The 22,784-nt window shown below is 50.4% G+C and carries 21 protein-coding genes, 1 tRNA gene and 1 pseudogene; 2 read left to right on the top strand and 21 right to left on the bottom strand.

Features of this window, described 5'->3' with window-relative positions:
- Positions 1 to 9 precede the first annotated feature (9 nt).
- A complete protein-coding gene (ccmB, locus tag ACXKZD_RS05705) occupies positions 10 to 669 on the bottom strand; it encodes a heme exporter protein CcmB (protein ID WP_010257910.1) in 660 nt (219 codons plus the stop codon).
- On the bottom strand, positions 669 to 1,286 hold the full coding sequence (gene ccmA, locus ACXKZD_RS05700) for a cytochrome c biogenesis heme-transporting ATPase CcmA (protein ID WP_010257907.1): 618 nt from the start codon (positions 1,284 to 1,286) through the stop codon (positions 669 to 671). The genes ccmB and ccmA overlap by 1 nt, the downstream gene beginning before the upstream one ends.
- Before the next feature lie 242 nt (positions 1,287 to 1,528).
- On the opposite strand from ccmA, the gene ACXKZD_RS05695 reads away from it, so the two are divergent.
- Together ACXKZD_RS05695 and ACXKZD_RS05690 are read left to right on the top strand one after the other, a co-directional pair.
- Positions 1,529 to 2,464, top strand: a complete 936-nt coding sequence (locus ACXKZD_RS05695; protein ID WP_010671426.1) for a formate/nitrite transporter family protein — start codon at positions 1,529 to 1,531, stop codon at positions 2,462 to 2,464.
- A gap of 295 nt (positions 2,465 to 2,759) precedes the next feature.
- Positions 2,760 to 2,834: transfer RNA gene (locus tag ACXKZD_RS05690), tRNA-Arg, on the top strand.
- A 229-nt stretch (positions 2,835 to 3,063) separates the two neighbouring features.
- Here the strand turns inward: ACXKZD_RS05690 and ACXKZD_RS05685 are convergent.
- The 19 genes and pseudogenes from ACXKZD_RS05685 to ACXKZD_RS05595 form a co-directional block, all read right to left on the bottom strand.
- Positions 3,064 to 4,449 (bottom strand): VasL domain-containing protein, encoded by a 1,386-nt coding sequence (locus tag ACXKZD_RS05685; protein WP_488981932.1) that lies wholly within the window; start codon positions 4,447 to 4,449, stop codon positions 3,064 to 3,066.
- A gap of 91 nt (positions 4,450 to 4,540) precedes the next feature.
- A pseudogene (locus tag ACXKZD_RS05680) lies at positions 4,541 to 5,011 on the bottom strand (hypothetical protein).
- 14 nt (positions 5,012 to 5,025) lie between these two features.
- Complete coding sequence (gene tssE / locus ACXKZD_RS05675; RefSeq protein ID WP_488981931.1) at positions 5,026 to 5,481, bottom strand: type VI secretion system baseplate subunit TssE; 456 nt, start codon at positions 5,479 to 5,481, stop codon at positions 5,026 to 5,028.
- Positions 5,481 to 6,026 (bottom strand): type VI secretion system lipoprotein TssJ, encoded by a 546-nt coding sequence (gene tssJ, locus ACXKZD_RS05670; protein WP_033758526.1) that lies wholly within the window; start codon positions 6,024 to 6,026, stop codon positions 5,481 to 5,483. Before tssJ ends, tssE begins: the two co-directional genes overlap by 1 nt.
- Positions 6,004 to 7,089: a type VI secretion system baseplate subunit TssG gene (gene tssG, locus ACXKZD_RS05665; RefSeq protein ID WP_033758527.1), complete on the bottom strand. Its 1,086-nt coding sequence runs from the start codon at positions 7,087 to 7,089 to the stop codon at positions 6,004 to 6,006. The genes tssJ and tssG overlap by 23 nt, the downstream gene beginning before the upstream one ends.
- Complete coding sequence (gene tssF, locus ACXKZD_RS05660) at positions 7,053 to 8,807, bottom strand: type VI secretion system baseplate subunit TssF (protein ID WP_010671403.1); 1,755 nt, start codon at positions 8,805 to 8,807, stop codon at positions 7,053 to 7,055. The genes tssG and tssF overlap by 37 nt, the downstream gene beginning before the upstream one ends.
- A gap of 89 nt (positions 8,808 to 8,896) precedes the next feature.
- Complete coding sequence (locus ACXKZD_RS05655) at positions 8,897 to 9,325, bottom strand: DUF1240 domain-containing protein (RefSeq protein ID WP_192033300.1); 429 nt, start codon at positions 9,323 to 9,325, stop codon at positions 8,897 to 8,899.
- A 2-nt stretch (positions 9,326 to 9,327) separates the two neighbouring features.
- The gene (gene tsiR / locus ACXKZD_RS05650; RefSeq protein WP_010671401.1) at positions 9,328 to 9,795 is read right to left on the bottom strand and encodes an immunity protein TsiR; all 468 of its coding nucleotides are present in this window, start codon (positions 9,793 to 9,795) and stop codon (positions 9,328 to 9,330) included.
- A 5-nt stretch (positions 9,796 to 9,800) separates the two neighbouring features.
- Positions 9,801 to 10,856 (bottom strand): polymorphic toxin type 44 domain-containing protein, encoded by a 1,056-nt coding sequence (locus tag ACXKZD_RS05645; RefSeq protein WP_033758531.1) that lies wholly within the window; start codon positions 10,854 to 10,856, stop codon positions 9,801 to 9,803.
- Positions 10,857 to 10,887: 31 nt separating this feature from the next.
- Positions 10,888 to 12,489, bottom strand: a complete 1,602-nt coding sequence (tssA, locus tag ACXKZD_RS05640) for a type VI secretion system protein TssA (RefSeq protein ID WP_187510573.1) — start codon at positions 12,487 to 12,489, stop codon at positions 10,888 to 10,890.
- Positions 12,489 to 15,971, bottom strand: coding sequence for an ImcF-related family protein (locus ACXKZD_RS05635; protein WP_488981930.1), 3,483 nt, complete (start codon positions 15,969 to 15,971; stop codon positions 12,489 to 12,491). The genes tssA and ACXKZD_RS05635 overlap by 1 nt, the downstream gene beginning before the upstream one ends.
- A complete protein-coding gene (locus ACXKZD_RS05630; protein WP_346553836.1) occupies positions 15,968 to 17,176 on the bottom strand; it encodes a hypothetical protein in 1,209 nt (402 codons plus the stop codon). Before ACXKZD_RS05630 ends, ACXKZD_RS05635 begins: the two co-directional genes overlap by 4 nt.
- Positions 17,177 to 17,217: 41 nt before the next feature.
- Complete coding sequence (locus ACXKZD_RS05625; protein WP_488981929.1) at positions 17,218 to 17,466, bottom strand: hypothetical protein; 249 nt, start codon at positions 17,464 to 17,466, stop codon at positions 17,218 to 17,220.
- Entirely contained in the window at positions 17,463 to 17,846 is a 384-nt protein-coding gene (locus ACXKZD_RS05620; protein ID WP_262405637.1) for a hypothetical protein, read from the bottom strand. Before ACXKZD_RS05620 ends, ACXKZD_RS05625 begins: the two co-directional genes overlap by 4 nt.
- Before the next feature lie 220 nt (positions 17,847 to 18,066).
- On the bottom strand, positions 18,067 to 18,186 hold the full coding sequence (locus tag ACXKZD_RS05615; protein ID WP_488982077.1) for a hypothetical protein: 120 nt from the start codon (positions 18,184 to 18,186) through the stop codon (positions 18,067 to 18,069).
- A gap of 470 nt (positions 18,187 to 18,656) precedes the next feature.
- The gene (locus ACXKZD_RS05610) at positions 18,657 to 18,974 is read right to left on the bottom strand and encodes a hypothetical protein (protein WP_488981928.1); all 318 of its coding nucleotides are present in this window, start codon (positions 18,972 to 18,974) and stop codon (positions 18,657 to 18,659) included.
- A gap of 158 nt (positions 18,975 to 19,132) precedes the next feature.
- The gene (locus ACXKZD_RS05605; RefSeq protein ID WP_488981927.1) at positions 19,133 to 19,741 is read right to left on the bottom strand and encodes a hypothetical protein; all 609 of its coding nucleotides are present in this window, start codon (positions 19,739 to 19,741) and stop codon (positions 19,133 to 19,135) included.
- 87 nt (positions 19,742 to 19,828) lie between these two features.
- Positions 19,829 to 20,596: a hypothetical protein gene (locus tag ACXKZD_RS05600; RefSeq protein WP_488981926.1), complete on the bottom strand. Its 768-nt coding sequence runs from the start codon at positions 20,594 to 20,596 to the stop codon at positions 19,829 to 19,831.
- On the bottom strand, positions 20,583 to 22,778 hold the full coding sequence (locus ACXKZD_RS05595; protein ID WP_488981925.1) for a M23 family peptidase: 2,196 nt from the start codon (positions 22,776 to 22,778) through the stop codon (positions 20,583 to 20,585). Before ACXKZD_RS05595 ends, ACXKZD_RS05600 begins: the two co-directional genes overlap by 14 nt.
- Between the last annotated feature and the right edge of the window lie 6 nt (positions 22,779 to 22,784).

Here is a 22,784-nt window from a genome sequence, read left to right as displayed (position 1 = left end):
CAACGGCTGTTATTGCAAAGTAATTCTTAGCGCTGCCGCCGTGGCAAACGGGGAGAGCGTGGCGCTGCCCAGCAGCATCGCGCCGAGAATCGCCAGATAGCCATTAATCGGCAACCCCTGACTGGCCGCCTCCATCGCCGCACTGGCGAAGATCAAGACCGGAATAGCCAGCGGCAGCACCAGCAGGCTAAGCAGTACGCCACCGCGCCGTAAACCCACCGTGAGACCTACACCAATCGCGCCGAGAAAACTCAGGGTTGGCGTGCCGAGCAGCAGCGTCAGGGCCATCGCCCGCCAGCCATTAAAATCCAGTGACAGCAGCAGCGCGGCCAGCGGCGACAGGATTATCAGCGGCACGCCTGTGACCAGCCAGTGCGCCACTACTTTGCCGATAACCGTTACCGGCAGCGGCGTCGGCAGCAGTACCAGTTGCTCCAGCGAACCATCGCTGAAGTCATCGCGAAACAGCCGCTCCAGCGCCAGCAGCGACGCCAGCAGCGCGGCAACCCAGGCTACGCCCGGTGCAATGCGCGCCAGCTGTTGCGGGTCAGGTCCGATGCCCAGCGGAAACAGGGTAATAACAATCAGGAAAAACCAGAGCGGATTGATCACATCAGCCCCGCTGCGAAAGGCGATGCGTAATTCACGCTGGATGAGGCGAAACAGCATCAGCCTTCCTCCCCGTCGCCGAGGCGAATTTTACGCACCCGCGCAGCATCCGCGGGCAAATCCTGATGGGTTGTCAGGATCACTGCGCCACCGTTATCGGCATGCCGGGCGAATTTCGCCATTAATTTTTTAACACCCGCTTTGTCGATGGCGGTCAGCGGCTCGTCGAGAATCCATATGCGGGCCTGGCTGAGCCACAGACGCGCCAGCGCTACCCGACGCTGCTGGCCCGCCGATAACCGGCTAACCGGCACCTCTTCGTCGCCCGTGAGATCGACGCTTTCCAGCGCAGCAAAGATCTGCGCATCACTGCAATCAGGATGGTAGAAACGCAGGTTTTCCAGCGGTGTAAGCACGCCTTTGACACCGGGATGATGGCCCAGATAGAGCATCGCCTGATGCCAGGCTTCGCGCTGCCGCAGGATTGGCTGCTGCTGCCAGCGTATTTCACCCTGTTCAGGACGGCTCAGGCCAGCCAGCAGGCGTAAGAGTGAGGTCTTACCGGCACCATTGGGGCCTTCAATCTGCACAATGTCGCCTGCAGAGACGCGAAATGAGAGCTGCCGGAACAGCGCACGTTCGTCGTATGCACAAGTGAGCGTAATGATTTCCAACATCGAGGGGGGAATCGCACCAGCTAAAAGTGGCCGGGATATTACCACAATGTTGCTGTGGGCCGAAGTGTGAGCCACCGCTCAGTTTCGATGCCATGGGTTTATTCGTGCGGTATCGCCCGCAGTCTGAATAAAAATGCAGTTCCGAAAAACGTTGTTACGCTTATTCGCATCGATCGTTACATTATCGGCAAATAAAAAACGGCTACGCTTATTACGCGACAGCACTATCACCAGGAGAAAATATGAAGCCTTCATCAGGTAATGAACAGGGTCCTAACGACGTCGAGAGTGAAGAGAAGGATAAGGGCACTGACATCGAAGTCGATGAGGAGGCTTTACCCTCCCGCGCCGCCGCCATCCATGAAGAGATACGCCAGGATGGGGAAAAAGAGCTGGAGCGCGACGGTATGGCGCTGCTCTGGTCAGCCATTGCGGCGGGCTTATCCATGGGCGCCTCGCTGATGGCGAAGGGGATATTTCAGGTGCATCTGGATGGCGTACCAGGGGCATTCCTGCTTGAAAACCTGGGTTATACCTTTGGTTTTGTTATCGTCATCATGGCGCGTCAGCAGCTGTTTACCGAAAATACCGTCACGGCAGTCCTGCCGGTTATGCACAAACCGACCTGGAGTAATGGCGCTCTGCTATTACGTTTATGGGGCATCGTCTTGCTGGGTAACCTGATCGGGACGGCGCTGGGTGCGCTGGCGTTTAATGAGATGCCGATATTTGACGAAGCTACCCGCCAGGCATTTACCAACATCAGTATGAAGGTGATGGAAAATACGCCCGGCGAGATGTTTGCCAATGCGGTGATCTCCGGCTGGATTATCGCCACCATGGTCTGGATGTTCCCCTCGGCGGGGGGTGCCAAACTGCTGGTGATTGTAATGATGACCTGGCTGGTTGCGCTGGGCGATCTGGCGCATATCGTGGTGGGATCGGTGGAAGTGCTCTATCTGGTCTTTAATGGCAGCATCAGCTGGTATGAATTCTTCTGGCCGTTTGCCCTGCCGACGCTGCTCGGCAATATTACCGGCGGCACGCTGATTTTTGCCCTGATCAGCCACGCGCAGATCCGCAACGACATGAGTGAAGCGGCTGTGGCTAAAGCGAAGGCTGAGAAGAAGAAGCAGGAGAAACGTCGCCAGCGTGAAGAGCAGGAAAAAGCTGAGTAAGAGGAAAGGCAGACAGTTTACCCTGTCTGCCTTTCTGGTCTGTTTGCTGAAGGCGATTTGCCAGGCGGGCGTCTGAAAAACGTTTACTGGAAGTGTCTGCTGTAAAGAGGGAGTGAAGATTTTAGAGTCGGGGTGCCGCTTCAGTCTGGATGACATCCCGGACTTCAGTACAGCTGTTTTCGCTTTCTGCACGTAACGTTAGCGCGCGCAGAAAACCGGGATTGCTGGCGGAATGAGCAAACGGACGACGACGTAGTGAATCTCACTGCCTGTTTGCGCTATACTGCGCGCCGCTGTCCTCTTAGTTAAATGGATATAACGAGCCCCTCCTAAGGGCTAGTTGCAGGTTCGATTCCTGCAGGGGACACCAGGCCTGCCCTGTACTTAAACCCGCCCAGTCAATTAAAACTCTTAATAATCAATAACAAGCCATTACTGACGGCTATCCCCCTTTGCCCTTTTTCTTCTCAGAATCAATAATCATTTGCCGGCCCTGACTATGTTCTTTGGTCAAATCCATCAACACCAGTGAATGAGTTGTGATTATGACCTGCCAGGTCTGGGTTATTAGCTGGATACCTGTGCTTCGAATATCTTTTTTATTTTAATGAATCCTGTTTTATTTCTGCATAACGGGCAATCAGTTGCTTCAGATGCATCTCCAGCTGAGCTCTGACAGCCGCAGGCACAGGTTCGCCTGCTGGATTTTGTGATAATACCCTTAGCTGCTCTTCAGCCGGTATGGATTGATTAAAGGACTGCATAGCGGAAAAAACGACTGACTTCAGCTCACTGACCGTCAGGTATTTTCCTTTCTGCACATCCAGTTCGTTAAGCCTGTCACTCAGTTTTTGTAGTGTCGCCATTCCCTGAGACCAGCCATTCAGCTGTTCTGTTGGCAATGCGGCAGCATTAAGCTGTTGCTGCCACTGCTGGATTAGTGGCTTAGCCTGCTCCGGCCAAAGTACCCGGACCTGTTCCAGCAACTGTCGACTGTATTCAATATTCCAGTCAGGAGGCAATTTACCCAGCCGGGCAAGCTGCTGCTGTGTTTGTGTTATTAAAACCTGTGGTAACGGAGCTTGCTGACGCGACATATCCAGCTGTTCAGACGTAAGAGGTGCAGGCAATGGAGCCAGTGAGGCTGCAAGCTGAGTCTGCAACGGGACTGGCCGATTAAGAAACTGCCAGCTCCATAGTGTGACTGTGCTTACCACCAGCATGGTACACATCCCGGCAGCGAAGAATTTCCATTTTTTTACCTGATTGGGTATTGCCGCCAATGCTTCTGCATTCGCCTGGTGTTCCGGCAGCGCCGCATAAACCCACTTCACTACGCTTGCTGACGTATCTTCAGGCGGACTACCAGCAAGGTCCTTCGTGGATGCTGCGGCACTATTCATCGCGGTGGCAGGCAACCTGATACCTGGCTGAATGTCCGGCCTGGTGCTGGTTATGCCATCGCTGTTTTCCAGCCTGGCAGCACTGTTGTGCATCAAGGTACGTAACGTATCGAGCTGGCTCAGATGCTTAAGCTCCAGGCCCTGCAGCACCTCACCCAGAGCGGTAAGCTGTTGCTCCGCCCGATACAGCTGGCTGAGGTCGCTGTGATTTAGCGGGAGCGAGCGAATCAGTTGCTGTAAACGCTGACTCAGACTGCTGAGGATTTTCATGCGGGCATGGACAGGCTGCGGCCAGAGTGCGCCCCACTGATGGCTTATCAGTGCCTCGAGTATCGCCAGCCCTTCATTGAGCCCCAATAAACCAGCCAGTTGCGTACGGGCAAGCGTATACCAGGACAGCGTCTGTAGCTCCACACCATTCTGCTCAAACAGTGAGAGACAGCGTTTTTCGGCATAACGCCAGTTCACATCCGGACGAGCCGGATGTGTCAGCTTACTCAGTTCATCACGCAGGGCGGCATAATCCGGTAGCGTGCGCGGGTCACCACCGGTTTTGATTTTATGTGGGGGGATGTGATCCATGACCAGTTGTCCATTTTGACGCGTACGGAAAAATTGAGGATTAACGCTTATGCGGGCATATTCAGAGGAACGGGTACTGCAATACCAGCAGTTATGGCAGAAGCGCCAGAATCAGACTAAAAAAGGTGCTTTCATCAAAACTCTGTCCGGGACGGGATAATGCTCCCGGCGGAGTAAAGGACCAGTCACTGAAATGACCTGCCCGCATGAAAAGGCGCCCCACAGACGTCACACTGCCTTCTGCATGAAGGGTCACTTCCACGCATCCTGTCACGCCCTGACCGTACAAAAATACCGGTGTAAATTATACAGAGCGGTCGTCGTAACGCAGGTTGATAGCGGCAATCTCAAAAGTCCTGTCCTCCACCAGCAGGTCCGTAACAGAGACGATAAATGTTTCCACATTCAATCCGGTACCCACCAGCCACGCATCCATCTGTTCCTGAAGCTGCACCATTCGCAGGCGAAACGCTGCAATATCGGCCTGAGTCTTGCTGGTAGATAAGATCGGGGCTGGCTCTCTGGCCTGTAGTTTTTCGAGGAACTGTGATTTTACTGACATGGTATTAACTGGCCTTACAGCCGGGTTGCTGTGTCGAGATACTGCTGTTGCTTCAGGTGTCGCAGGAGAACCCGCCCTTCTGGCATAAACTCGGTGCCATAGCGTACGAGGCCAATGCCGTTAAGTTCTGCATCAATGGCATAGCGCAGCTCGCCGGGGATATGCTGGTCGAGCAGGATGACGTTGATATTTTTCAGACGCGGCTCGTATTTGAGCAACACGTCGGAAAACGTCTTCAGCAACTGATGCGCGGTACCCGGCATGCCCTGCAGTGTTTTGGTCATATCGGGCAGGCCATAGTCCGGCAAATGCGCCAGCGTGCCCGCACGGCAGTTAAGGATCCGTTGCATATTATCCAGCACCGAAAGGATGACCTGATTTTGTTCACTGACCTGATGGAGGCTCAGGCCACCAGAAAAATTCCCGCTCAGCATTTCATACAGCGATGGCGTGTTGTGTCCCTGAGGCATTAATCGTCCTTGAGCGATTGCAGTGTCAGATGGTTATTCCCCGCTTCCAGAATACGCGGTTTATCCGGGTCAAGGTCTTCACGCTCTGTCACCAGCTTCCAGGTGTTGTTGACCATATCCGGGTGACGGAACAGACCCACCACCGCCACATACTTCGCCTCTTCTTCCATCGGCATACTCAGGTTCGCATCGCCGCCTGGCTTCACCACCACATCCCGGGTGGCCAGCAGGTCAGCTTTCAGAATGGTTTCTCCGTCTTTCAGCAACTGCTGGTAGACCATTTTGTCGAAGGTTTTACGGTCTTTTAACTGGTAGACGCGAACCACCACCGGCTCAGACAGCGAGTTACTCTCGCGGGAATCGGTGTTCAGCGCTTCACGGGCGGTGAAATCGAGGTGCAGCACCTTGATTTTTTTGTAGAACACGGCATTAAACGCCGATTTAGTGCCATCGGTGACGCTCTGCGTCACGCCACAGCTAGCCAGGCTGAATGCCAGCAGCGGTAGCAGCCAGCGCGTGGTTTTAGTTAAACTTGTACGTAACACGTCGGTTTCCTTGTTGTGGTGTTGCGGGCTGCAGGCCGGTGTAATAGCCCAGTTCCGTCGTAAAGGTCTGCGGAATATCGTCCGGGAGGCCTTCGTCTTCCGCGCCCAGAACGCCATTCATCCCCAGCCAGAAGGGGCCTTCACCGAGCGGCGGCGCGGCCAGCAGACGGGTCCGGGTGGTCAGAGAGATTGTTGCCTTAAAGCGCCAGCCCAGATACACCCGCAGCATCACGAGAAAGTCCTGATACAGCAGACCATCAGGTTTCCAGCCCTGTGATTCCTGTTCGCTGTCTGTCGCAAGCGCAATCAGCAACTGGCTGTTAGCATCCATGGCTTCTTCACCCAGCGGCGTGTTGCCATCCAGAAGAACATCGTCATCATCGTAAAAGCCCAGTGGCTGGCTGACCTCTACCGGGCGCAGACAGTAGGGGCTGACCTTCACAGTAGTATCCGGGGCCAGCAGCGTCACCAGCGCCTGCATCCCCTCCTGGGTTTTACCTGGCTGCTGCAGTACGCCCAGCAGTGACAGAAAACGGGATACCGGGGTGGCGATATGCTCTGCAGTGCCCGGAATGCCCAGCCCCACCAGGCCCAGCAGCGACTGCGAAATACTGTCGGTGCCGCCGGGCTCAAACGTGGCCGGGTACGAGTATTTACGCCAGATGCGATAAAACTGCGTCAGGATGCGGTGGCTGAAGATATCCAGAAAGCCCTGAAGCGCCTCGTGCCCTTCGCGACGCTGGGTGATGTCATCCAGGTAGGCCGTTGGTAAGGGGGAATCGACACCGTACATCCCCATAAAGGTCGTGCGGATGAGCGGTGGCTTGCTGTCATTATCCTCGTCATATTCGACAGCCTTCAGTTCACTGGCAGGGAAACCCATCCCGGGATGCGGTGCAAATCGCACCGGGTCATCACCGGGATGGCTGGTTGAGCCCATCAGCGGCCGGTCCGGATTCAGTTTCTCCAGCAGCTGGCAGAAACGGTAAAAGTTTATCCGGTGAAGGTCAGCCTCCAGCCGCGGGGTCAGCCTGGAATGCGGCGGTTGTGCTTCTCTTCCCATTCCAGGCGCTCTCCGGTTGGTTGCAGGATAATAATCAGGCGGTTAAACAGATAGATATCGGTGTAGAGCGCGAAGAAGCGACTCAGCATCTCGCCAAACAGGCAGATATCGCCGCGTCCGGCAAAGCCGTGACTGTCCAGCGTCACCTCAATCTGCACACCGCGAACCATATAGCCCTGCTCAAAGCGCTCGGTTTCGCTGTGTTTCACATCGATGATGGCCTCCAGACGGCGGCGGTTCATTTCACTGTCGGTCCATTCATACAGCGCAAGGGTGCCACGCAGCACGTCGGCATTATCCATCATTGACAGGAAACCGCTGCCGAGATGGCTGAGTACGCGCCAGTGAAAACGATCCTGCGCCGGTGGGTAACAGGGCTGTGTCGGCGCACACAGGTTACGCACGGCGATGCTGGCTGAGGTAGTTTTCATCACCGTATCAAGCACCGTGCTCTGCAGTGCTCGTCGTGGCAGTTGACCGTTGGTGCCGGTAAGCGTCAGCGACAGGCTCTCGTCTTCCGGAACGGTGTGGTTATCAAACGCTTCACCGCCGAGGATAAGCCAGGTGTTATGCAGACCTGACGGGCCGCGACGCACACGAGTGTGGTAGTAATATTCCGGGGCTTCATGGCGCATCATTCCGCCTTTGTGGCGAAAGCTCGAAAACGGCACGTAGGTATGCTGGCTCGATGACATCACCGAATCGACAGCGTATATCTCAGTATGGCCATCCTGAACGCGCATCGGGCGCAGCATGTATTCGGTCTGCAATGAATTGAGCGTCAGCGGGTCGGATTCCAGCGGGAACAGGTTTATCACTGGCACACAGTTCAGGCGCAGATGCTTTTCGGTAAAGCTGAAATCATGCTCCCAGCGTTCCGCCAGTACCACGTCGATTTCAAACCATGGGAGCTCAGCCGGAAAAGCCACGGTCTCCAGCCCACGCAGCCCTGTGAACATGAATTTCTCACGGAAGGTGAAGTACTCCAGTAGCAGCTGGTAGCCTCTAAAGCTGCTGCTTCCCTTCGGCCACAGGTCGTCGTCGTCGCCAAAACCCAGTGCGGTGAAATACCCGTCGAGCGGTCTTCTGTCCATGTCACCCGGCATCCGCAGCCAGAGACGCGCAGTGTTCATGGTAAAGGCTTCATGCATCGCACAGGCCAGCGGTGCATCAGCGTTGAAGTAGAACGGGATCTGGCTGAGATCGACACGGCTCCAGTCGGCCAGGTGGCTGCAATTAAACCGCAGGCTGATGACCGAACGTCCGTCAGGGTCAGTCGACAGGCGGGCGTGCTCCAGCAACAACGGCTGAAGGGTGATTTCTTTGGTGGTGGTGTACCGGCAGCGCGTACCCTTCTCACCGATCGGCCGTGAGTTCACCTCAAAGCCTTTGACAATGCGCATTTGCTCTTTCATTTCACGCCAGTCAGGGGTGAACTCCACCACCGACATTGACGGAATGGTACGCAGGTAATGCGGCCACAACAGGCTGACCAGCCCTTCGGTCAGCTCCGGCAGATCGTCGTCGAGCTTCTCGCGAAGCCGCCCCATCAGGAAAGCAAAACCTTCGAACAGACGTTCCACATAAGGGTCGCGTGCGCCCGCTTTATCAAGATTGAGCATTGCCGCCTGCTCAGGGTGGGCCTGAGCAAATTCTTCACCTGCTTCGAGCAGGTAGCGCATTTCGGCGTCGTAGTAACGCAGGGTTAAATCATCCATACTTTTTTCTGCTTAGTTAATTGCTGCGTGTTTAACACTGAAGCAGACTTCGCGAGTCTGGCGGGAGTATCAAAAAGAAACGAGGCCCATCAATGCTGAGCACAAAGGGAGGGCTCGGTGGCATATTTTTTTGCCATACCAGGCATCCATCCTGAAGGGATCCCCAGACATTCGGTGTAGCCTTTATACATGAGTGATGCTGTGTATCTTTCTGAAAAGATAAACATTCCAAGGACAGTAAGCCCTAAGATGATAAACACGACCTTCAGTAATTTTTTGCCTGATGTAACACTTATCTGCTTTCCGGTAAAAACAACAGGAAAAAGCATCGCTAATAATGGAGAGAAAAAGAAGAAAAAAGCTGCAGCGAAAAACACCCAAAATGAAAAATTGACGACATCAGGATAGGACAGATATTCAGTTAACTTATACATTCCGAGATATGAAATCCCGGCAGCAAGCCCCATGAAGAAGATGCCCCCAGCAAAAGCAATGACACGTTGTTTTAAATGATACATTTTTAATTACCCATTGGGATAATGTCTTGTAATTTCTTTAGACAGATACCATCTACCTTGTCGTTTAACTCGAAATCATTATACCCTGGGGAAATGGTTAACACGGCCGAACAAAAGCCTGACTTTGAGGAGATGTGGAAGTTTTGCCCTCCGGAACCAGTGGAATTATATTCAAACTGACCGCCAGTAGACCAACCGACATTTAACTCATAACCCTCCAGAATTATTGCCGAAAATGAAGATGTTATCTTTAAGGTTTCTCCCGGTTCAATAACATCAGGGTGTTTCCTCATTACTTTATCAACCTCTTCTGGGGAAGGTTCAACACCGTTGATACTCTCACCGGCACGAAAATATACACGTTCTTTCGTTGCATTTTGAACGATGACCGCTGGCCTTACCGGGATCAGGTAAATCACTACAGTTGCAATAAAAAGAAAAATGAATGTTAACACTGCTAATTTTTTCATGGCATTTATTGCTCAACTTTGTCTGGGTTTCTCTCATTCCAGCACCAGTGTTTCTGCTTAGATACCGGGAGCGATTTAACAGGCGTGTTATCTAAAGCATTCAGAATATCAGTGGTTGTTAATGTCTCTGCCATTTTCCCATGTTGATGATACAGCGCAAAGCCGATTTTCATACTGGTCACATCATCTAATGTATCATCCCCGACTGCACCAGGGGTCATATTTTGTTCCCATGTTGAACCAGAGAGTAGTAACTCTTCGCTAAATCCAACACTAAGACCAACGTAACCATAATGGATATTCGACCATACATCATAAAAATAATCATATTGCTTGTATTTATGATAATAGGACTTAGACGGTGTATTACTTGGAAGAGGTCGCGCAACAGCAACTGAACCAAATTTATCACGGATTTTCGGCTTATGATCCCATACAGATCTTGTTTTCACTGTTTGATACCAGACAATGATGGCTTCAGCCATATGTGGCTGAGGGCGAGGACCAAGCTTTGCGTAAAACGGTAACTTACCCCATTCATTTAATGTTTTATTTATTGTCTCATCATCAATGTAATTCCTAATGGTCTTAGCAATTTGGCCTTTTACATTCGTCTTAATTTCATTAAGTATATAGTCTGCAACCTTCACAGCTCCATCTGTGTGCTGGCAATGTGGTCTACTGGCAGCATCCGACGACAATTCAGAATAAGAGCTCGTCGAACTGTTCGTTGATGAATCCGTTGAAGATGAAGTTCCGACTGCCGAATTTGCACTACCACTACTCTTCTCGTATGTATCGTCCCACATCGACGGGATAAATTTTGCTTTGCAGGGGCAGGTGCTGTAACTGTCGAGGGTGCCAGCCATACGCCGGTCACGAATGGTGTCGTTATCGATGCCGCCGGCAATTTTATAAAGCCCGGGATGCTGACCGCAGGTCACACTGTCCTGCTCCCTGGCAACGGGTTTATCAAAAAGAGTGTGATCCTCTGCACCCGTCGTTATTCTCCCGCCACAGGTTGTTTTATCACCCTGTACCAGATAGTTACCTTCTGCCATGTGTGACTCTCCTTGATAAATTCAGTCCTGATTATCCGCACAGTACCGCGCTGCCTGCCGGGTCGAGTGCGATAAGACCTGCCAGAAGCCGTTCCATCTCTGGCTGGAAGCGCGATTTGTCGGTTTCACTGCGGGTGGCTTTCATCCGCAGCAGCCGGAGGCGGCGTGATTTGACTTCAAACAGCAGCTCTGGCGTCCACTGTGCCAGGGTGATGGACTGTGCAGCTACATCGAGTTCACCCAGCAGATGCAGGGCCAGTTCATTCTTGCCCTTCTGCTCGGCCACGCGGGCCATCAGCAGGCGCAACAGCCATTTGTCTTTTGCAGAGTCGGCACGAGGGCGGGTCTGCAGCCAGTGGAGAGTAACATCCAGACCTTCGCTGTCTGCTTTCTCCAGCGCTTCAGGTTCAAGCGCCAGAATATCGTTGTCACCCGTTCTGATAGCGCTGACGGGCTCATCCCGCCAGCCGGACATATCGTCCAGCACGCTCTGGTTTATCCAGTTCAGTGTCACTTCATCCGCAAACGGCGTACCGTCATTAAAGGCCAGGGTTTCAAGCCCGGTAAGGCGACGCAGCAACCCTTTCAGGTCGGCGGCGATGATATCAGCCAGCACATCCTGCCCCGATGTCACCAGGGCCTGATGGATATACCACTGCAAATCCAGCCAGAGGTGGTTGGCGCCGCGTGAAAAAGCGCTGTCGGCCTGCTCCATAATTTCGGACCAGCTCTGCTGCAGATACAGGCGCTTAAGCATGGCCCGCTGTTCTGCACGCGGCGGTTCGATTCGGGTTTTCCCTTGTGCATCTGGAGCAGGAATACTGTGCAGCGTGTCATGACGCAGGCTTTTCATCAGCCGGTGAGCGGCAAGCCAGCCATCAGGTTGCTCACGCAGATATCCGGTCAGTGTCCGGGCCTGGGCCAACAAATCCTGGCCGGAGGTAATGCGGTTCAGAACCGGCGTGCCAGACTCGGCAGTAAGCGTGGGGGGCTGTGACTGTGCCTTATCACCAACGTTCTGTGGTACCACTGCATCCACGCCACCGGCCTTCATCAGGCGAGATTCCAGCGCGCTGTACAGGGCATTCAGCTCTGGCCGCGACGCTTCCGGCTCTGACTCCAGGCTGTCGCGAATAAGCAGCAGCGCGCCGGCAGTGCGTAGGGCATCGTCGCGTACCACTTCCGGCCAGAGTGACAGGCTATCCAGAACGCGGGAGCCTGCGAGCCACTCCAGCGCGGGTTTACGGCTCCGCTCGCGCTGAGGATGAAGCTGTGTTCCATAGAGCTGTACCAATCCCGCCAGCAGTTCAAGCCCTTCGGCAAATCCGGTTTCCCCGTCCTGGTGCAGACGCGCCCAGCAGTAATAGGTGGCAACCCGGATATCTTTGGCTGTGGTGGTCAGCAGTTTTTCGGCAAGCGTGCAAATCAGCCCGGTATCAATGCCGGAAAGCTTGTTGACCTCTTCCCGGATACGCTGAAAATCATCGTCATAGCCGGGGTCTTCTCCGGTCGGACTGACGTCACTTACCGGTGCAAGCCAGGACAGCCAGTTTTCCGTGCGTGTCTGCGCCTGCTGCCGCAGCTGCGTGTCGTCAGCCTGACAGGCCGCGACCAGATTCTGCAGTGTGCTCATTATTCGACTCCATCCCTGTGACTGTTTCCGGCACTGGCCATCAGTGCCTGTGCGGTGGCCGCGCTGTCGACACTGAATATCTGATCCGGCAGCGTGAAACCGCGCAGACCCAGCAGCGCCAGCGGACCTTTTCCAAGTTGGGAGCGCAATACCCACTGCAGGGTTCGACCGTCCGGGGCGGTAAAGCTCATCATCCACTGGCTGCGGTCAAGCTGCTGGCGCTTACCCTGTTCCAGCCAGCGAATAAAGCCCCAGGTCCCGCTGTAATCCCCGAACAGGCGCGCGCCGGCGTTGACTGTAGTCCAGGTCAGCATCGTCCCCGGCTTGTAAGTCTCTCCCGGCCAGCGGAAGTTCTGCCAGTCGGCCATCTGATTGAAGTAGTGGAGCGGCTGGCCATCGATGGTCAGCTGTGTTTCGACCACCTGCGGTACAGGGCGCGCCTGCAACTCAAAGATGATGCCCTGGCTTCCATCGGTGAACAGAATGTCTGACAGCTGGCTCAGTTGATTAATAGCCCGCAGGAAAGCCGGGTTAAAACTCAGCCCCTGGCTGTTGACCTTATCCGGTACCCACTGGCTGCCCTCTTTGTGCAGTACCCCGCTGAGCTCTGTCGTCAGGAAGCGCTCAATACGTCCGCTGTCCTTGCGCAAAAACTCAGCCAGCATCGGCAGGGAGGCATCACTTTTACTCGCCGCAAACGGGAAACGTCCGTCAAAGGCAGTTTGCCAGTTCGCGACAACCGAGCGGCTCCATTTATCATTCAGACTGGCCGCCGAAGGCTGAAGCACGGTCTCCCAGGCCTGAGTCAGTGGCTGCACAAACATCGTGCTGCCAAAACCGCTCCACTCTTCGCCAAGGCTTGCCGAAATCAGACTGCCGTATTGCTGGGTGTCGGTCAGATCCACGCTTTTGCCCTGGAATACGGTCTGCGCCAGAGTCTGCATCATTTCCTGCGGGTCGGAGGCACTGGCCACCTGCTGCAGGCGCAGACGCACGCGGGTGATGCGGGTCAGATACGTCTGCAGGCTCAGCGAGTTGTCTGCCGACATGACGTTGCTGCCTTTGTTTTTCCCCATCAGCGTCAGCAGTGGGCCAAAGGTTTCATCGAGCGGCCCCTGCGGGCCGGAGGCAGACTGGTCAATCGCGGGTTTGTCTTTACCGCCTACCAGGTCTTTGGCCGATTTGATGATCGACTCCGACAGGCCTTCACTCTGCTGGCCAGTCTGTCCCTGCCAGGCGATGGTGTTCATCAGGGCAATCAGTGGCGACTGACGGACATCACTCATCAGCGTCAGCTGGTCGGTAACGTCAGCAATGTTGTTTGCCGGATTAAGTCGCAGGCTGTTGAGGAAGCTCAGCCAGCTACCGGCAAAGTCGGTGAAGTAACGCTGGGTGAGACGGGCTTTCAGGGCTTCCGGCGACAGGTCAGCCGATACAGCCTTGCGGGAATCACTCAGCACCCAGTCGATTTCATCCCGGCGGGAATTTGCGGCCTTTTCGATAGCCTGCTGAATGCCCCCTTCCCACGCCTGCCGGGTAAACATGCCTGGCACCACTTCCTCGGTGGTGAACAGTCGCCGCGCATCGGTACCGCTGGTCATGTCTTCCAGAGACACATCGGCAAAGTTACGACGCATGGATTTGAGCATGTTCTCATACAGAGTGCTTTCGGCGTTACGCCGTCCAATTTGCTGCAACAACACCTGACGGCTCTGGCTCACCAGCTGCGCATCCGGCGTGATTTTCCACTGTGGCTGTTTTAGCAGTTCGGAAATGTAGAAGGCCCACAAATCCGGCGACAAGCTTTGCCACAGGCCGGTTGAAATACCCATCCGCGTCGGCTGCACGGCTTTCAGAGTCTGTGCGTAAAACGCGCCATCGGCTTTATCAGGTCGGGCCATCATCAGCCAGGCCTTCAGCTGGTCATAGCCTGGCTTCGCCAGCTGTGCCCGCTGGTCGCTGCCGGGAGCGGAGCCTGCCAGCACGCTGAGCTTCTGCGTCAGGGCGGCATTTGCCGGGTCGCGGATCAGGCGGTTGTTCGCCACGCCGTACCAGGGCAGCATCGCGTCGAGCAGTTGCTGGTTATGGTCCAGACCGAAGCGCTGATACCATGGCGCGCCTTCGTGAATTCGGTGCTGTAGGCGTCCGGCGTCATTACGCAGCGTATGCAGAGCCGTAAGCTGGTAATCCGATACGGAAGGATGATCCACCAGAGCATGCGCCTGCTGCGCCACGGAGACAATCTGCAGGCGGTTGACCGCAAACGACAGCAGTATTCCCGCGCCCCAGACACCGATAATGGCCATCAGCGTCCAGGCCAGCGTCTGTTCCCACGCCATACCGACACGGCGGCCACGCACGCGGGTGCAGTCATCCACAATGCCCTGCCAGGTTACCGGCAGGGTCAGCGCATGGCGTTGTGATTCCGGGATATATTTCTCAGCCTCGGCTGGTGCAGCACCGGCTGTTTCTCCTGCGATAGCGGCGGGTTTATTCTCCGGCAGACTGAACATCAGGCCACGCAGCGGAACGCGTTGCTGTGAGACAGACAGCCATGGCACCAGTTGCTGAGCCCAGCGGGCGATACCGCCGTCTTTCAGGTGCTGGCCCAGGCGCAGCAGAAAGTCGTGACTGTTGTTTTCCGCGACCTGACTCACCCCCTGCGTCCGCAGGGTCGGCAGCATCAGTTCTAGTTGGCGGATAACATCATCTTCTTTTGCGCGCACTGGAAAGCTTGCCCCTACCGCCTGTTCAGTGCGTGTCGTCTGTGACCAATTGCTGTCGCACAACTGCCACAGCCAGACCAGCGCGGAATAACGGAGCAGTTCATTGATTTTTTCAAGTCCGCGTAAGTCGTTGTCGCTGATTTGTGGGGTAAGATTAAGCGACTGCGGCATGACGCGGACAATACCGTCCAGTGGGCGCCCGCGACGCAGTTTACGCAGCGCAGCGTATTTTTCCTTATCGGGCTCAGCAGTCAGACTGCCGCCGTAAATCAGAACGGTACGGTTACCTTCAAGCCACAGGTTTTCCTGCAGGCCAGGTACCAGCTGTTCGATTGCCGCCTCATCGCCGGTGATCAGCAACAGACGGGTTTTACGACGCCAGTAAAGGCCTATACGGGAGCGAAGATGTCCCTGAATCTTGTTACACATGGCCACCGCAGGGTGAACAGGCGCTTTATCATTTTCCCGTTTCTTTTTCTCATCATCACCGTTGGTATTGTCGACAAGCGCATTAAACTCCTGCTTACCGGCACTACGAACTGCCGCCAGAAGCACTACGGATACGATAAGGGCGCAGCCTGAAATACATCCGCCGGCGAGAAGCCAGTAAATTTGCTGCTGACTTCCGTCTTCAATCCCTGCTATGTCCGGATGCTTCCAGACCATGAACGTCATAACGGCTAACAGCAAAAAGAAAATCAATGCGACAGCAAGATAGCGGCCTTCCGTAGTCTTCGGTGCTAAAGGTAGCTTCACGGATCCATCTCCTGTCGGGAAGCAATCGGGGTAATGAGCGTGCTCCACAGCACATTCTGTGTGGTATCACCGCAGATAATCATCTGTGGTAACTGAGTTTGTCGGGCGATTTCGGTGGCGGCAGCGATAGCCAGCCAGGGGGCCGCGGCACCGGCATGTCCCATAGATGTATCGAGCGAAATGACGGTTTCGTCCTCTACAGACTGCGCAGGGTACGCATTCTGGCACGTAATAACTTCTGCACGCTGCTCACCTGTCAGCCCGGCAAGCCATAAATTTTTCACGATATTTTCTTTGAGCGGGACGTTATAGGCGGCCATGTTCATCCCCTCCCTCAGCTCACCGGTAGGAGCAGCATCTGGCCGATGCAGCAACGCGAGAGGTTCGAGTGCCTCCTGGGTCAGGCGGTTGCCAAGAAGCAAAGCAACGGCTGTTTCAGCAGTATTATTTGAAACAGCCGGATCAATCTGGAGACCAACAATCAATAACATCGCATCATCTTTAATGCGGTGATCCAGCCAGTGGTTGACTACCCCCGGCCCATTGCTGTCTGTGTACTCAAGCGCGCAGGTTATGCCACTCTCCTGACAGGCTTCCTGCCAGATATTTCTGACAGCAGGGAGTGGCAGAGATGACGAGACATCGAGGATGACAACAAGCGAAGCGTTCTCAGGAAACTGGTGAACTGGAAGATCGGCAATAAGCTCAGAGAACAAACGTGAGATAACCAATCCAGGAGTATCTTCTGGTTCTGCCGTAATACGGCTCAGCCTCCTGCTTTCTTCGCCTTTCCAGTCCGACTGCGAAATGATAATGCTGTGGTTATTGAGCATTTCAACGGCAACAGAAGCTTGTTCATCGTCCTGATGGGCGGTTATAAATGTCGTATTCAAAACCTGAAGTGCACGACGAGCCCTACGGGTCTCACTCAGGATCCATTGCTCCCGACGCCGGTCAAAACCATTCGCTTTACTGTCCTGTAATGACCAGGCCCACATGCGAATAGTGAAACACACAATCCACACAACTAATGGTGTGCCAATGGCCAACATCCGGAAGTGACTGTTATCGATGTATCGTCCGAATATCCGCATAAGAATCACGCTGATGACCAGCATCGCAACCAATACGGCAAGCCAACGGGATATTTTAGGTTGTACTTGCCGAGGATAACATTTCGGAAGATCTTTCAGGGAATACGACATTCACACTCTCATGCTTTAAAATTTCCAAATTTTAACTAAGGCTAGTCACCATCAAATGAAATGCTCTCAAGCAATTTCAATGTTTCTTTAGATAGATCTTCACCTTTATCATCCAAATAATTAACACCAGAACCACATAGGGCATTATTTTTATGTATCAAACAAAAATAAACACTCTGGCCTAGCGCTCCATCTTTAATTTTCGCCATGGCATTAACAGCCATAAAACCAGATGCATCTTTGCTTTTTACCTGAAATAGAGATAGATGATTTTCCTTCCCATTTTTCACATATGTAGCATCCGGAATTGATTTCCATACCTTATTTTTGTAGTCATAAACAATTTTATTATCAGCGGCACTAACACTGGCACCCTTGTTGTTAACTTGCTGTACATCATATCCTGCTTCATATGCTTCACCAGAATACAGGCAAGTCCACTCCGATATTGGTGATTTTTTTGGAAGTACTCATCATCAGACAATGCAGGGTATTTAAAATCACTAAAATGCATATTGCATGCTTCAAAACTGGATGACGAAGAAATGTTGGCACTTGAATCAGATGACAGGGCTCTAGTTACAGGAACAAATCCTGCGTCAGCAGCAAGAACAGAAGCCATAGAGAAAGAACTGAAACCGATAATAAATGGCATGCAAACTTTGTTCATAACATTATTCCCTGTGCTTATATACTTACATGGATGCCCTAATGACTATGAAATTTAACTTTTCTCTAGGCTTCGACCATTGATACAATTTTTCAATTAAAGATAACTTTAACTCTATATCTTTTTTACATATCGAATGCAGTTATTTAAGACTTTTGAGGGGGATAGAACATGACTTTGGAGTGTTATCGTCATAAATCATATTAATCAGATCATGACCTTAAATTCTTACGTTAACAAAGTCATCGCCGCATGTTGGCTTTATCTCTTTGAACTTTTTGTCGGCAGGAGAAAAGAGAAATAATCTATAGATTTTATAAGCACCCATTCCCTCATCCAGATGCCAAATACTAAAATCTTTATAGCCATCACGATTGTAATCTTCAAATGTAATGTGATTTTTTTCTCCGATGACACATCAACATTTTCTTGATTAACCTGCTTGCCGGCTTCTGAAACTGATACTTCCAACGAATCATTATCTTTCAGCAAAACCTTTGCAGAAATATTTTTTGCACTATTAACATCTAAAATATCATTATCACAACCAAATGCAATTTTGGCAAAAACGAACAAAAAGAAAAAAGCATATTTCATAGTAATACCTTTATGATTTTTTGCGTTACTTTCCAGTAGGGCTTACACTGGCTGTTGCTTAAGGATATTTATTAAACCCCCACGAGCTATTTTCTTGCACGTTTCAAAGTTATTATCATCTGTAGGATCAAACTCTGATCCAACTGGCTTCATATTTCCATTTGCAAGATTAAAAAACAACCCCTGATTGGTTCCGATATAAGCGAGATCCTTTCATTTTATAAAATCAATGCTAAAAACACCTTCACTCACACTCTTTTCAATATTTTTATATCTGCGTTCCAAATCTAAAAGAATCACATTTGTATCTTGGGGGTTTCCATCATTAATTATTTTCGGCTTACCCCAGAGAATTATTTTATCACCACTACATTTAACACTGTAGCCGTTGATAATGGTATCAAATTTAAGAGTCTTTGTATCATTGTTAATGTCAACGGTTATTGAGTTAGTTCCATTTAATGCAACACCTGATACATATACATTAAATGAAATAAAAAAACCGGCAACTGTTGAAAATATCAGATTCATTTGTTAGTCCATCTATATATGAGATTCTCTAATTACCCCCTTCTGCGGCAGTATCTCTACAATAAAATATCATATAGTGTATTAATAAAACCTGTCAGTTTGAGCTTTATTCATTTTATCAACGCGATCCTAGTGGAAGTTAGCATCACCACTGGGTTTTATTTAGCACACTCCTCAGCACTTTTCTCATCCACAGATAAATTCTCGAGGTCTTTTATTTTAATTTTCCCCGCAGCTAGTTTTGAACTAAAATCTTTTGAGAAGCAAAAAACCTTGTCAGAATAAAAATATATTTCTTCAGTTTTATCTGGTGTGTCACCTTCTGACTGATATAAAGCCTCGGTCACATACCATTTAATATCTTTATTACCTTTAATGATCTGCATTCTATCGATGCCGAGGCATGGTTCAGAATCTTCGGCATATCCAGACTTATAATTCCTGTTTGGTATGAGATATTGATCATTAATTTTGAGCACTACGTTACACCGACTGTATGGCTCATCTTTACCAGGTATTCCTTCGCGATTAAAAACAAATGGGTATGCGTTCCCTTTACCTAACTTCTGGAAAACATAATAAGGAAGGAAACCGGTGTCAGGAGCATCAATTTGATATACTTGTGATAGGCCGTAAGGTTCTCCATCCTTGTAGGTATAGTTTATGACTGCGGATGACACATCCTGATTATTTGCCATTACGAAAAATGAAATTAAAAAAATATCAATAGCGAACCCCGAAAAAAATATAGTTTTCGTTTGAAACACTTTATACCCCAGCTTTACTTTAGATAAATAACTGGCGACTCACAAGAAAATTGATGAACTGACAGCAATAAAATAATTGCAAAAATTTCATTTCGTATTAATGAACTTTCCACCTAGCTCATTCAATGTTTTCTCACCTGAAAAAAGTTCTTTGCATTTACGGTCAATAACCGCATCATCTTTATCCTCCAGGAATGAAATTTTCATTTTCTTTTCAATATCCCATACACCAGGAAATGAATCCACAGTACAATCCAAGTCATTTGGTGCAACGTATTTTCCATTAATAGATATTTTCCCAATATATATGGTATCTCCGGGGTAAAAAAAGCTATCATCATCCGGTTCATTTTTGGAATCACTCCAAAAACCTTTTCCTGACAATAGATTTTTAGTTCCGTTAAACCTGGAAACGATGGCTTGATATGATCTAAGGTGAGCATCAACCACAACTAAGGCCAGAACTAATTTTTTTTCAAAGTTCACATCTATGATGGAAGCAATTTCTTCATCAAAGTATGGAATAGAATGAATGCTGATAGGCTTTTCTTTACAATTTATAATATCATTAACATACAAATATTTATTACCTGATGCTATAAGCACTCCTACCTGATCACTAGTTAAAGAGATACCTCCCGATCCAGAGAGTAGCGAATCATTCCAGTTATATATTTTACAGGAATAATACGCATTTGATTTTTTATCATGAATGCTGACAGAACCAGTTTTATTTTTATCAAAATTTACGCTTACGCCATCAACTTCAATGGTGTTGTAATATGCCCCCCATGAACTAAAAGTCATAGAACCAAATATCATAAACAAAAATGAACTAGTTTTAAACATCATCATCAATCATCTCTTTCGCTTTTTTAGTGGATTTTTTTCTTTCTGCTATTCCTTTATCTGCTCCATTTATGCCCTTAGTTACCTTCAAAATAATGCTGTCATCATCAGATTTACCAAATTTTTCCCCATCCATAGTTTTAAGCACTTTAGATTTAAAGCATGCTATAAAAAAACCACCTGTGTCTATGCAGTTGTATGCGCTTTCTGTTACCTTTTGAGGTTCAAATATATTTGGAGGTCGCTTTTTCATACCAGTAGCATTTTTCTTTTTGTACTCTGGATCATCCCACCAATACTTATCGAAATCATTTTTTGATATCCAACCTCTATATACCCAATAACCTGAATATGTATCAAGGCCAGTTAACATTTTAAATCCTCTGCCTCTAAATTTCTGAGCATCCACATCTCCGCAATTACCATTTATCCAACTATAGGAACCGGTAATATACCCACCGCGCGAATTATATTTCTTCCCAGAAAAGTAACTATCTTTCTCGGTTTCCAGTGCCCCATACCAATGACCAAGCTCAGTTGTTTCATTATATGTTGAGGCCTCTATGATTTTACCACCTTTCTGAACACCATCTACCACAACCTGCTGCTGGCTGGACTCTTGCATAGACAATAAATATCCTGACTCTACCGCCCCCTGACCTAAAAAATGACAAATTCTATTTGCATCAGAAAAATTATACTTCCGCATTATTTTATTTATATCCAAATAGTACTCTGACGTAGTATTTTTGATATTATCAAGTGCATTTTTATTTTTCTTACTGGTATTCGCTGCTATTACCGCTTCAATTACTTGACAATCAAGCCAACCACACTTCCGGAAGTGTCTAATAAATGTTTTTGGCTCGAAATGCCACAGCCGACCAGAACTGAATGCTGAATCAAAGCATAACGCTTCTGCATGAGCTTTAAACTTTGCATAATCTTCTTCAGTCATCGGATCATGCTCTTCACTTCCCGTTTTCAGCCACGAGAAGCGGGTGTCGATCGTACTTTTTTCCCATTCAAACGGGAAATGACAGATTAACTTTCCGCACTGGTTATCGAACTCACCATCTTCCTGCAGCTTCTTGATAATGGCTGAATTACACTGGCTATCGCTATCACTATCGTCATCAACCAGCTGCCAGCCTGTCCAGTGAGGGAAATCAGCGTCACTAAACTTTTTAATACTGGGGTCAGCAAGGTTTACCACCCCCTTTCCGCCCGGGTAACTGACGGTCATCCACAGTGGTGCATCCGCCGGCACCAGCGTTTCATGTTCCGTATTAATAATCCGCCCAAAACGAAGCAACTCAAATCCGGCACTGGGGCTCTCTTTATAATTCCGCATAGCGGTTTTATAAAGATTGTATTCGTAATCTTCACCATCAGCGTTAACCAGTGGCTCCCCCAGCAAATCATATTTTCCGTCAATCTGAGTATTTTTCTGCCGCGTTACCATCGTGCAGTTGCCTTGGGCCAGAGTCATGCTGGCATACAGAGGCGCATTGCTGGTATAGAGCTCAGAAAGCCCGGTTATGGCGGTACTGTTATTTGCGGGTGCCTTATCATAAAACTTCGTCCCGGCCGGAAGATAAAAATGAATATCCCCATATACGGCATCGGTTCGGCCATCTTTCGACACGTCCAGTTCGCGGCTCTTCCTGCCCGTCAGTTTGCTGATGTTGTCGTCATCACAGAAAATCTGGAAATGGAAGGCATTGACCGCATCGACCATCCCGGAGGTGCCAAGCGGATCTTTCCGGTACACCTTCTCACCAACCTTCACTGTTGATTCAAGCGACTTCAGGTGCATGTAAAGTGAATAAAAGACCACTTTAGCGCCCTCACCACTGCCGATCTCCGTTTGGTGCTTTAGCAGCACGTAGCCATCGTCACTGCCTTTGACATTTGGTTGATCCGCATTGAGGTTCAGCGGTGCCTTATCTCGTTTACCGATGCCTGAACTTTTACGCACGGAAACCACGATCCCATCCGCAACAGCTCTTACACTCTCAAAAGGCCTGCCGCCATCAGTATGGGCTATGTGGATCCCGCCATGCCATGAGCCATGGCCATTAACCGGGTAATCGCGGCGGTCAACTACGGCCATCACTCTTTCAATCCATGCCGCATCGGATTCATGGACATTTTTCGCTTTCAGGAATGGTGGGCTGATAATCATGTTATG

It is taken from the genome of Pantoea sp. ABR1s, assembly GCF_057812235.1.
Note: the sequence above shows the minus strand (reverse complement) of the source record. Positions and strands in the feature narration are given on the sequence as shown.

Excerpts from the sequence above, each read along its gene's own strand:
- ccmB (WP_010257910.1), bottom strand. The coding sequence starts at position 669 with ATGCTGTTTCGCCTCATCCAGCGTGAATTACGCATCGCCTTTCGCAGC.
- ccmA (WP_010257907.1), bottom strand. The coding sequence starts at position 1,286 with ATGTTGGAAATCATTACGCTCACTTGTGCATACGACGAACGTGCGCTG.
- ACXKZD_RS05695 (WP_010671426.1), top strand. The coding sequence starts at position 1,529 with ATGAAGCCTTCATCAGGTAATGAACAGGGTCCTAACGACGTCGAGAGT.
- ACXKZD_RS05685 (WP_488981932.1), bottom strand. The coding sequence starts at position 4,449 with ATGGATCACATCCCCCCACATAAAATCAAAACCGGTGGTGACCCGCGC.
- tssE (WP_488981931.1), bottom strand. The coding sequence starts at position 5,481 with ATGCCTCAGGGACACAACACGCCATCGCTGTATGAAATGCTGAGCGGG.
- tssG (WP_033758527.1), bottom strand. The coding sequence starts at position 7,089 with ATGGGAAGAGAAGCACAACCGCCGCATTCCAGGCTGACCCCGCGGCTG.
- tssF (WP_010671403.1), bottom strand. The coding sequence starts at position 8,807 with ATGGATGATTTAACCCTGCGTTACTACGACGCCGAAATGCGCTACCTG.
- ACXKZD_RS05655 (WP_192033300.1), bottom strand. The coding sequence starts at position 9,325 with ATGTATCATTTAAAACAACGTGTCATTGCTTTTGCTGGGGGCATCTTC.
- tsiR (WP_010671401.1), bottom strand. The coding sequence starts at position 9,795 with ATGAAAAAATTAGCAGTGTTAACATTCATTTTTCTTTTTATTGCAACT.
- ACXKZD_RS05645 (WP_033758531.1), bottom strand. The coding sequence starts at position 10,856 with ATGGCAGAAGGTAACTATCTGGTACAGGGTGATAAAACAACCTGTGGC.
- tssA (WP_187510573.1), bottom strand. The coding sequence starts at position 12,489 with ATGAGCACACTGCAGAATCTGGTCGCGGCCTGTCAGGCTGACGACACG.
- ACXKZD_RS05630 (WP_346553836.1), bottom strand. The coding sequence starts at position 17,176 with ATGTCGTATTCCCTGAAAGATCTTCCGAAATGTTATCCTCGGCAAGTA.
- ACXKZD_RS05620 (WP_262405637.1), bottom strand. The coding sequence starts at position 17,846 with ATGAACAAAGTTTGCATGCCATTTATTATCGGTTTCAGTTCTTTCTCT.
- ACXKZD_RS05610 (WP_488981928.1), bottom strand. The coding sequence starts at position 18,974 with ATGAATCTGATATTTTCAACAGTTGCCGGTTTTTTTATTTCATTTAAT.
- ACXKZD_RS05600 (WP_488981926.1), bottom strand. The coding sequence starts at position 20,596 with ATGATGATGTTTAAAACTAGTTCATTTTTGTTTATGATATTTGGTTCT.
- ACXKZD_RS05595 (WP_488981925.1), bottom strand. The coding sequence starts at position 22,778 with ATGATTATCAGCCCACCATTCCTGAAAGCGAAAAATGTCCATGAATCC.